This is a genomic window from Photobacterium pectinilyticum, from assembly GCF_024357955.1.
GTDB classification, from domain to species: Bacteria; Pseudomonadota; Gammaproteobacteria; order Enterobacterales; family Vibrionaceae; genus Photobacterium; species Photobacterium pectinilyticum.
This window is the reverse complement of sequence record NZ_JANEYT010000120.1, coordinates 1-10,328: the sequence shown is the minus strand read 5'-3', so window position 1 is coordinate 10,328 and position 10,328 is coordinate 1. Positions and strand designations below refer to the sequence as shown.

Here is a 10,328-nt window from a genome sequence, read left to right as displayed (position 1 = left end):
CTGTCTCTATTTGAATGAAAGCAACATCATAAGTTTGGTGTCAGCTTAATTGAATGTGAGGTTTATGGGGCGGATACTTTAATTCGAGTGATGCTGAAAAAAGCAGAAACGGCTCAGCCGGAAAATGCAACGCTGGCCGATGCATAATCAGTGATTATTCAATAACACTATGATTTAAAGAGGCTCTGAATGAGCCTTCTTTATTGCCTAACATTCACAAACAACAAGAGCAGAAGATGACCTCTAAATTTAGAAAGCATGACTGCGTTAACTCAGAGGTAGATAGAACTACACAAGAAGGTCTACTTAACCTCGTACCTCAGTAGAACTTTGTTATCCAATACGACATTTGTTGACCAAATAAAACTCGCGCCTGCACCACTGAATTTTTCAATGAAGTTCATGTAGGCATTCTTATTGTCTACGCCAATCTCATCTTCTGAGTATAATGTTGCTTGAGGCCAAGATGTCGAATCAAAATCTTTTCCCATCCAATTACTTGGGGTTTCCCAATGAGCAGCATAAGCATTCTGGCCATCATCAGTACCTTCAGTAGTACAAGTTTCAGATAGACGTCGACCCTCAATTTCACTAAGACACGTCAGATCATAAATTGGTGCAGTATAGAATACTTGAGCTTGCCAGTCTGAGTTTGTGACTGTCCCATCACTAAAGCTAGCAATAAAACCACCGTCTCCTGGGTGATAAGCTTTCCCACGATTATCTTCAGTACCCAAGCCTAAGTTTTCTTCCCAATCAATCGCTTTTACTGCAATAATATAAGGCTTCTTAACCTTAAACTTCACAATACTAGAATTAAATGGTGTAAACGGTACGGTATCTACGGCTACAAGGGTACCATTGATGTATAGCTCAAAGTAATTGTCAGCAAAAATATAGCCCGTGACTTCTTCACCGTCAGGATCTATAACGGCGACAGGTACAGAGTCCTCATTTACATCAGCAAGACTTTTGGGAGTGATGTTTGCACACTCCTCATATAAGTCGACGGCTTTCGGTGCAGTAACAAAGTTGTTTTTAGCAGGAACAGTCCAAACCTTTCCTTCTGTATCTGTAATTTCACCAATACCAGCAACTCGACTACGTCCATTTTTACACTCAAAAAGATTCGTCTCTACCGTTTTAGCAATGCCTTGTGTAATGCTTGCTGAACCGCGGTAATCATTGATGTTACTACTAGGTGGCATGTCCGGTTCTGGTGAACACCCCGCAGCGAGTAAAATGGCAGATGAAAGGGCGAGAACTTGATTTTTTTGGGTGGTCATTATCTAGATATCCGTTGAGGGGTTGGTATCAGCATAGTTGTAACGTTTAATTAATACAATTAAGCCGTAGCCTATGATTTTGTTTAAAAAGTCTACGTATAGTAACTGCTTGGCTGTAATACCAATCTGGATAAGTAGTTGATCAAGTATTTATGTAGGTTGGTAAAAAGATTTAGAAAAGGCCACTGATGTGGCCTTAATTGTTATTGCTGACACTGATTCAAGTAACCTACCAGTCGATCAAGGTTAACCGGAATGATCGAAGAGTTGTCCTCCCCTTTTTTCACTAAGCCTTCTTTTATAAGCTCATGAATAATTCGGGTATAGGCCCTATCAGTACAGCCAAAGCGCTGCGCCTCCTGATACATATAATCATGATTTAACGATCTGGCTTCAGAGGTACAGCGACTAACGATATCTTTAACGATGTTGAATTTCAGCGGGTACAAAGATCGTTCAATAGCGATGTTCATTGACGATTGGTACATATTCGCCATCCGGTGATTCATCCAAAATGATATCGTCGCATCCTGGAGTAAGATCTCGACAAATCGTTCTTTCGGAATCACAACGAGTTCAATAGTCGCCGTTGCTACCACATCAAATGAACAAGGATTGCCCGAGAAAAACTCAATCTCGCCGAAAAAGTTATCTTCGAGGTAGTAATCACCCAAGCTCAATGTTTTGCCATTGAGCGCGGTGTGTAAAAGCATAAACTGGGCGGCAGCAGTCCAATACACCTCTGTGATTTCATGCTGCTGCCTGACAATATAGTCGCCCTTATGTCGAATTATGCGCCGAAAGTTCTCATTCTTAACTAGCTGACGAAAACGTTCTGGCCCTTTACTCAGAATTTCAGACATATCCATTTTTGGTAAACGGTATCCAACCTATCGATTAGTAAAATAAAACTTGTCACACCCGGACAATTGTCGTGTTATCAACCCCAAGCTATTCTTTAAGCTATTGTTCATAAGCACAGGGAGAGAAAAACTTCCTGCTATGTTGCGTTCATAAAGATTAACCGCAATTTGGGAAGCCTTACCGATTCCCAGATTATACATTGTTAGGACAACACTAATGAATTACTTCGACCTGCCGAAAATTGATCTTCATTGCCACCTAGATGGTAGCGTTAGACCGCAGACTGTTATCGACCTGGCCAAACAGCATAATGTCACTCTACCAAGTTATGATGTTGATGAAGTCAATACATTGATGGTTGCACCCGAGGCTTGCGAAAACCTACCTGAATACCTAAGTCGCTTTGACCTACCCGTTTCGGTAATGCAAACCGCAGAAAGCTTAGAGCGTATTTCATTTGAGCTGTTTGAAGATGCAGCCAAAGAAAATGTAAAATACTTGGAAGTACGCTTCGCCCCTCAGCTTCATATTCAAAAAGGGCTGACCTATGCCCAAATCATTGCCAGTGCAGTAAAGGGAATGAAAAAGGCTGAAGCGCAATATGATATCAAGGGTAACTATATCCTTTCGATGGTGAAGTTCCTGCCTTCAGACACCATCACCCAAGTGATTGATGCTGGCGTAAGCTTATTAAACCAAGGCGTGGTTGCATTTGACTTGGCCGGTAGTGAGCTGGATGGGTTCTGCCACGACTATGCGACCTACGCGCAGTATGCGAAAGACAAAGGATTTAGAGTTACAATCCACGCCGGTGAGCAAGGCAGCGGACAAAATGTTTATGACGCTATTGCAATCCTAGGTGCAGAACGCATTGGCCATGGTGTTGCGATTAAAGATCATGAACAAGCATACAACCTTGTGAAGCAAGATGACGTTGCCCTTGAAACCTGCCCAAGCAGCAATGTTCAAACTAAAGCAATCAGTGAGCTTGCCCTTCACCCAATCAAGGCATTTTACCAAGATGGTGTGCCTGTGACTATCAATACTGATAACCGCACGGTGTCCAACACCACGATGACTGATGAAGTTCGCAAAGTTATGGAACAGTTTGAACTGAGCGTTGACGATTACTATCAAATTTACAAGATGAGTGTTCAGCACTCCTTCGCATCAGACGACATTAAGCAAGACCTGATGAAACTGGCTAAGTAACGCCTAAGTTATACACCATCATGGTTAGCGAGCGTAACCATGATGGACTTTTACCTCGTAACATCATTGGCAATCTAACATTTTTTGCCAAATCACTGGTTTGTCTATTGTGGCGATGAAACGTGTTTCTCGACTTTACCAACAAGGAACTCTCTTAACGCCTGAATTTGTGGGTTGATTACTCTACGACTAGCGCACACTAAATATAAAGGAGCAGATTCGGTTTCCCTACCAATATCTATTTCGATTAAACGCCCTGCCAGCAAGTCATCTTTAGCATCCAATAGCGATTTATAAGCGATACCTTTCCCAGCAAGAGCCCAACGCCTAACAGCCTCCCCGTCGTTGGCATAACGATTTCCTTTGACCACCAAGATCTGTTCTTGTCCTTGGTGAAAGAATCGCCAACGGTTATACAAACTCTCACCCAAGGCAAAACAGAGACAGTTATGTTTCACCAACTCATTAGGGGAATCAGGGTAACCATACTTAGAGAGATAATCAGGCGATGCGCACAATATCCGCTTATTGCCCCCAGCAATAGGCAAGGCAACCAATGACGAGTCACTGGGTTCACCATAGCGCAAAGCGACATCAACGGGTTGGGTATACATATCTGCTAAGCCATCCGTTAACTGCACCCTGACTTCTAACTTCGGGTGTAACATCATAAATTCGTCAATCCAACCCAACAATAGATTACGGCCGCAGTCTGATGGCATGGACAGCTTGATGACGCCTTGAAACTCCGCCTGTCCTTCACTAATAACGCTACATGCTTCAGTCATCAGCCCGACGGCCTGCTCGCAATAATTCAGAAATTGCTCGCCATGCTGGGTGAGGCGTAGATTGCGGGTTGAACGAATAAACAATAACGCTCCAACTTCATTTTCTAGTCTTTTAAGCGCAGCACTTGCTGCTGCGGGCGTGATATCCATGTTTCTCGCTGCTGCTGAAAGACTATGTAACCTTGCCGTTTCAATAAAAATCTTGAGATCGTTGAGAGCCTTCATCTTTAACCCATATTCAAAAATTATTTGAAAGCAATTTAAGCTAATAGTGGTTTTTCAAAATTTCATTGTCAATTAAAATGAAACCAACACAAAGACAATCACCTACGACCCTTTGTAAGGGTAGCGAAAGGAGAGCAACATGAAAGCAGTCGGCTACCAACAATCATTACCAATTTCTGAACCACTCTCTCTTATTGATATCACCCTGCCTGAGCCTGTCGCCAGCGGGACGGATATATTGGTTGAAGTCAAAGCAATCTCGGTCAACCCGGTTGATACCAAAGTTCGAATGCGTGTTGCTCCAGAACAGGGGCAATACAAAGTGCTCGGTTGGGATGCCGCTGGTATCGTCAAATCAGTCGGTCCGGATGTGACACTCTTTAAGCCAGGAGATAAAGTTTGGTATGCCGGTGATCTTACCCGCTCAGGCACTAACGCTGAATACCAGTTGGTTGATGAGAAAATTGTTGGTCACATGCCGAAAAGCTTAGGTTTTTCGCAAGCGGCAGCTTTACCACTGACAACTATTACCGCATGGGAAATGCTGTTTGACCGTTTGGAAGTAGAGAAAGACAGTAACAAAAAGCTACTTATTATCGGCGCTGCTGGTGGTGTGGGCTCAATTATGGTCCAACTGGCGAAAAAACTGACCAACCTAACCGTTATCGGCACCGCTTCGCGCCCTGAAACACAATCATGGCTTGAAGAGCTGGGAGTGGATCACGTTATCAACCATCGTGAGTCTCTCAGCAAGCAGCTCGCTGACAAAGATCTTGGTGAAGTCGACTATGTGGTGGGCCTAACCAACTCTGACGATCACTTAAGCGAGATTGTTGAGTCTATCAAACCACAAGGAAAATTCGGCCTAATTGATGATCCCGCTTCTTTTGACATCCTGCAACTCAAGCGTAAAAGCATCTCGTTGCATTGGGAATTTATGTATACCCGCTCATTATTTGGCACTAAAGACATGATTGAGCAGCACCATTTGCTCACTAATGTTGCAAAATTGGTCGATAACGGGGATATAAAATCAACAGTTGCTCATCAGGGCGGTGCCATTTGTGCAAAAAACTTAAAGAAAGCGCATGATCTTTTGGAGTCACAGAAAGCGATGGGTAAAATAGTACTTGAAGGATTTTGAAATAGATTCAACAAGTTACATTATAGGCAGTGAGGTTTTACGCAGAGAGTATGCAGTAGTTGAGGTGCTATCTTCGTTAAGGTAACACAAAAAAATTCATATTATTAGACTTGTTAAAAAAGTTTCTCAGCCTATAATGCTGAAAACCGGAGCGTCTGCCAACGCTCCGGTTTTTTTGTGCCTGCAACATGGTGTATAGGCGCGCTGTCTGCCAACAGCTACCGACCATGCGGCAATATTCGATAAGATTTAAGGAATTACCAATGCGTATCGAACAAGACTTGAAATTGGGTTTTAAAGATGTACTGTTTCGTCCAAAACGTTCAACCCTAAAAAGCCGTTCTCAAGTTGAATTAACCCGCGATTTTACATTCAAGCATAGCGGTCGTCAATGGTCTGGTGTACCAATTATTGCTGCAAACATGGATTCTGTCGGTAGCTTCGAAATGACCGCATCCCTTGCTAAGCACGGTGTAATGACGGCTGTTCACAAGCACTACACAGTGGCTGACTGGGCGGCATTCGTTGAAACCAACGACGCAAGCGTGCTAAACAATGCAATGGTATCTACTGGTACGTCTGAAGCTGATTTCCAGAAAACCAAAGATGTAATGGCCCTTTCTGATGACCTTATCTTTATCTGTATTGATATCGCCAACGGCTACTCTGAACACCTTGTACAATACGTACAAAAAGTACGTGCCGAATTCCCGGACAAAGTGATCAGCGCAGGTAACGTTGTGACTGGCGACATGGTAGAAGAGCTTATCCTTGCGGGTGCTGACATCGTGAAAGTCGGTATCGGCCCAGGTTCTGTATGTACTACTCGCGTTAAAACTGGTGTTGGCTACCCTCAGCTGTCTGCCATTATCGAATGTGCTGACGCTGCACACGGCCTTGGTGGTCGCATCATCGGTGACGGTGGCTGTGCGTGTGCGGGTGACGTTGCTAAAGCCTTCGGTGGCGGTGCTGACTTCGTCATGCTTGGCGGTATGCTGGCGGGTCACGAAGAAAGCAACGGCGAAATTGTCGAGCAAGACGGCAAAATGTTCATGAAGTTCTACGGCATGTCTTCTCAAAGCGCGATGGACAAGCACTCTGGCGGTGTTGCTAAGTACCGTGCCGCTGAAGGTAAAACCGTTCTGCTGCCATTCCGTGGCCCTGTTGAGAACACTATCCAGGACATCATGGGTGGCGTGCGCTCTACGTGTACTTACGTGGGTGCGGCGCAGCTAAAAGAGCTGACTAAGCGCACAACGTTTATCCGCGTGCAAGAGCAAGAAAACAACGTATTTGGTAAAGAGTAATTACAACACTTTAGCTAAAATTGTTGTTGAAACAACCATAATTTGATATTTACAACCATATATTGATATTTGGTACAACCATAATTTGATATTGCCTTTTCATGGTCTAAGCTTGTGTAAGTTTACGACAATACCGTGAAGAGGCAATATTATGCCAACTCTGCTTTCCCCTTCTATTTCCACCTTGATCGCACTTGAAAGTGCGTTTGATACCCCTGCTCGAAACCTAACTAAGTCACGTGGAAAGAACATACACCGTTATGTCAGTGCTAAGATGGGAAAAAGAATTACGGTAGAATCATTTTTAGAATGTGCAGCTTGTTATCATTTTGATTTCGAACCTAGCATCGTTCGTTTTTGCTCACAGCCGATTAGATTTTCATACTGTCTGAATGGCAAGGCCCATACCTATGTACCAGACTTTCTCGTTCAATTTGATACCGGTGAATATACGCTGTATGAAGTGAAATCCGATAAAGAGAGTTCAAAAGCCGAATTTGAATGTGAATGGGAAGCAAAAGTCCAAGGTGCACTTGAGTTGGGTTTGGAGCTAGAACTGGTTACAGAGGAAGAAGTACTGGATGAGGTTATCTTTCGCAACCTTAAGCTTTTGCATCGATATGCCTCAAGAGATAACTTGAACCACTTTCATCAAACCCTCATCAACACGTTAAAGCTGAATGGTACCCAAACAGCAAAAAGTTTAGGTCTCCACCTCGGACTAAATGAAAGACAAATATTTCCATTCCTATGTGACTTGCTCTCTCGAAACCTACTCCAAACAAGTTTAGAGACCCCACTATCACTCGAGTCTGAATTTAAATTGGTTTGTTATGTCTAAGAAATCATTTTCAAGTTTTAATCGGAAGTCGGCACTTCAGCAAGGAAAGCCTGAGTCGGAAGAAAGGGTTGTAGCTACCAGTGATGTTGATGAAGAAACATATAAGGACATATCCGCGTTTCCTGACAATATAGCTACTCAAATTACTTTTCGCCTAAGCATTCTTCGTTATTTAGCCAGTAAGTGCGAAAAAATCATTCCAAAGACTATTGAACCACATCGCGTTGCACTACAACGGTTACATGACAGGAATATTCCGAGTTCGATATCGATATATCGGTGGTGGTTAGTTTTTAGAGCGTCTGATTACAACCCTGTGAGTCTGGCTCCCAGAAATAAAGATAAAGGTAATAGTAAAGCTAAAGTACCAACATTCGTTGATGCCTTGATGGATCAAGCTGTAGAGAGAGTTATCTCTGGGCGAAAAGTGCGTATAAGAAGTGCTCACAAGCGCGTACGAAGGAAATTACGTCAGCATAACCTGAACAATGGAACTAAGTATAAATATCCAACTTATGAATCGCTTCGAAAACGTGTTAAAAAGAAGACTCCTTTCGAATTGCTGGCCGCGAAGAAGGGTGAGCGAGTCGCTAAAAGAGAATTCCGGCGAATGGGAAAAAAGATATTGACTTCCTACGTGCTTGAAAGGGTTGAAATAGATCATACAGTCGTTGATATCTTTGCTGTACATGAGGAACATCGGGTGCCATTAGGGCGACCTTGGCTGACTCAATTGGTCGATTGTTACAGTAAAGCTGTGATTGGATTTTACCTAGGGTTTGAACCGCCGAGTTACGTATCAGTTTCACTCGCTCTTAAGAATGCAATATTGCGAAAAGATGACCTTTTAAGCTCGTTTGAATCAGTAGAAAATGAATGGTTATGTTACGGTATTCCTGACTTACTTGTAACGGATAATGGTAAAGAGTTTTTGTCTAAAGCTTTTGATAAAGCATGTGAATCATTGTTGATCAATGTACATCAAAACAGAGTCGAAACGCCTGACAATAAACCGCATGTTGAACGTAGCTACGGTACTATCAATACTTCTCTACTAGATGATTTACCAGGGAAAGCCTTTAGCCAATACCTTCAGAGAGAAGGTTATGATTCAGTGGGCGAAGCTACTCTTACACCAGAAGAAATCAAAGAAATTTACTTAATTTGGTTAGTAGATATATATCATAAAAAATCTAACCAGAGAGGAACCAATTGTCCGAATATCGCATGGAAAAGGGGCTGTCAAGAATGGGAGCCTGAAGAATTTACTGGATCTAAAGATGAGTTGGACTTTAAATTCGCTATTGTTAAACACAAACAACTAACCAAAGTTGGTGTAACTGTTTATAAAGAACTGATATACAGCAATGAACGTTTAGCGGAGTATCGGGGTAAGAAAGGAAATCATAAAGTTCAGTTCAAATATAATCCGGAGTGTATGGCGGTCATTTGGGTGTTAGATGAAGACCTGAACGAGTACTTTACAGTTAACGCGATAGACTATGAATATGCAAGTAGAGTGTCTCTCTGGCAACATAAATACAACATAAAATATCTAGCTGGATTAAATTCAGCAGAATATGACGAAGATAAAGAAATTGATGCAGAGATAAAAATTGAAGAGATCGCTGACCGTTCAATTGTTAAGACTAAGAAAATTAGATCCCGGAGACGTGGTGCTAGACATCAAGAGAATGGTGCAAGAGCCAAAAGAATCAGCGATGCCAAGGCTGTCCCACCTCAGAAAAACGAAGAAGAAATTGAAATTATTGATAGTGAAGATTGGGATATTGATTATGTTTGAGAAGCCATCAGATGAATGAAACCCGAGAAGCACGCATATTAAAAGCTAAAAGAGCATTTGTATCAACGCCGAGTGTTACGAAGGTCTTGGGTTATATGGATAGATGCAGAGATCTATCAGATTTCGAATCCGAGCCTACATGCATGATGGTTTTTGGCGCTTCGGGAGTGGGTAAAACGACAATTATCAAGAAATATTTAAGTCAGAACAAACGAGATTCTGAAACACATGGAGACACAGTTCCTGCATTGCATATCGAGTTGCCAGACAATGCTAAACCTGTGGATGCGGCTAGGGAACTGTTGCTTGAAATGGGAGACCCGCTAGCGCTTTATGAAACCGATTTGACTAGGTTGACTAAAAAATTAACCGATTTAATTCCTGTTGTTGGCGTTAAATTGATAATTGTTGACGAATTTCAGCATCTAGTCGAAGAGAGGTCAAACCGGGTTCTCACACAAGTGGGCAATTGGCTAAAGATGGTAATCAATAGAACAAAGTGCCCGATTGTTCTTTTTGGCATGCCGTACTCGAAAGTTGTATTGAAAGCAAACTCACAACTGCATGGGCGATTCTCAATCCAATTTGAACTGCGACCGTTCAATTATCAACGGGGTGAGGGTGTATTCAAAGTATTTCTGAGCCATCTGGACAGGGCACTACCTTTCGAGAAAGAGATTGGTCTAGCTAAAAATGATCTGCAAAGAAAACTATACGCTTTCTCCCAAGGAAATATGCGGTCATTGAGAAATCTTATTTACCACGCATCTGTAGAAGCTATGTATGCGCCCCATGATCCCACGGGGCGAGTATTAATGAGCGAAGTTCCAGGGCAGTAAAGCGTCGAGATCAGGGTC

At 42.6% G+C, this 10,328-nt stretch carries 9 protein-coding genes; 6 read left to right on the top strand and 3 right to left on the bottom strand.

Going from position 1 to position 10,328, the window contains the following annotated elements; translation table 11 throughout:
- Positions 1-302 precede the first annotated feature (302 nt).
- A complete protein-coding gene (locus NHN17_RS24525; RefSeq protein ID WP_255045291.1) occupies positions 303-1,286 on the bottom strand; it encodes a hypothetical protein in 984 nt (327 codons plus the stop codon).
- A 203-nt stretch (positions 1,287-1,489) separates the two neighbouring features.
- Positions 1,490-2,149 (bottom strand): Crp/Fnr family transcriptional regulator, encoded by a 660-nt coding sequence (locus NHN17_RS24520; protein ID WP_309243494.1) that lies wholly within the window; start codon positions 2,147-2,149, stop codon positions 1,490-1,492.
- 217 nt (positions 2,150-2,366) lie between these two features.
- Here NHN17_RS24520 and add point away from each other — a divergent pair, with 217 nt between their 5' ends.
- Positions 2,367-3,362, top strand: a complete 996-nt coding sequence (gene add, locus NHN17_RS24515) for an adenosine deaminase (RefSeq protein ID WP_255045289.1) — start codon at positions 2,367-2,369, stop codon at positions 3,360-3,362.
- Between the two features lie 104 nt (positions 3,363-3,466).
- On the opposite strand, the gene NHN17_RS24510 is transcribed toward add, so the two are convergent.
- A complete protein-coding gene (locus tag NHN17_RS24510; protein WP_255045288.1) occupies positions 3,467-4,375 on the bottom strand; it encodes a LysR family transcriptional regulator in 909 nt (302 codons plus the stop codon).
- 139 nt (positions 4,376-4,514) lie between these two features.
- Here NHN17_RS24510 and NHN17_RS24505 point away from each other — a divergent pair, with 139 nt between their 5' ends.
- The 5 genes from NHN17_RS24505 (at position 4,515) to NHN17_RS24485 (ending at position 10,310) form a co-directional block, all read left to right on the top strand.
- A complete protein-coding gene (locus NHN17_RS24505) occupies positions 4,515-5,519 on the top strand; it encodes a zinc-binding alcohol dehydrogenase family protein (protein WP_255045287.1) in 1,005 nt (334 codons plus the stop codon).
- Between the two features lie 263 nt (positions 5,520-5,782).
- Entirely contained in the window at positions 5,783-6,826 is a 1,044-nt protein-coding gene (locus NHN17_RS24500) for a GMP reductase (RefSeq protein ID WP_255045286.1), read from the top strand.
- A gap of 151 nt (positions 6,827-6,977) precedes the next feature.
- A complete protein-coding gene (locus tag NHN17_RS24495; RefSeq protein ID WP_255045285.1) occupies positions 6,978-7,667 on the top strand; it encodes a TnsA endonuclease N-terminal domain-containing protein in 690 nt (229 codons plus the stop codon).
- Entirely contained in the window at positions 7,660-9,471 is a 1,812-nt protein-coding gene (locus NHN17_RS24490; RefSeq protein WP_255045284.1) for an integrase catalytic domain-containing protein, read from the top strand. The genes NHN17_RS24495 and NHN17_RS24490 overlap by 8 nt, the downstream gene beginning before the upstream one ends.
- Before the next feature lie 11 nt (positions 9,472-9,482).
- Positions 9,483-10,310: a TniB family NTP-binding protein gene (locus NHN17_RS24485; protein ID WP_255045283.1), complete on the top strand. Its 828-nt coding sequence runs from the start codon at positions 9,483-9,485 to the stop codon at positions 10,308-10,310.
- The last annotated feature ends 18 nt before the right edge of the window (positions 10,311-10,328 follow it).

What these genes read in the sequence shown, in the direction of transcription:
- NHN17_RS24525 (WP_255045291.1), bottom strand. Translation starts at nt 1,286, where the DNA reads ATGACCACCCAAAAAAATCAAGTTCTCGCCCTTTCATCTGCCATTTTA.
- NHN17_RS24520 (WP_309243494.1), bottom strand. Translation starts at nt 2,149, where the DNA reads ATGTCTGAAATTCTGAGTAAAGGGCCAGAACGTTTTCGTCAGCTAGTT.
- add (WP_255045289.1), top strand. Translation starts at nt 2,367, where the DNA reads ATGAATTACTTCGACCTGCCGAAAATTGATCTTCATTGCCACCTAGAT.
- NHN17_RS24510 (WP_255045288.1), bottom strand. Translation starts at nt 4,375, where the DNA reads ATGAAGGCTCTCAACGATCTCAAGATTTTTATTGAAACGGCAAGGTTA.
- NHN17_RS24505 (WP_255045287.1), top strand. Translation starts at nt 4,515, where the DNA reads ATGAAAGCAGTCGGCTACCAACAATCATTACCAATTTCTGAACCACTC.
- NHN17_RS24500 (WP_255045286.1), top strand. Translation starts at nt 5,783, where the DNA reads ATGCGTATCGAACAAGACTTGAAATTGGGTTTTAAAGATGTACTGTTT.
- NHN17_RS24495 (WP_255045285.1), top strand. Translation starts at nt 6,978, where the DNA reads ATGCCAACTCTGCTTTCCCCTTCTATTTCCACCTTGATCGCACTTGAA.
- NHN17_RS24490 (WP_255045284.1), top strand. Translation starts at nt 7,660, where the DNA reads ATGTCTAAGAAATCATTTTCAAGTTTTAATCGGAAGTCGGCACTTCAG.
- NHN17_RS24485 (WP_255045283.1), top strand. Translation starts at nt 9,483, where the DNA reads ATGAATGAAACCCGAGAAGCACGCATATTAAAAGCTAAAAGAGCATTT.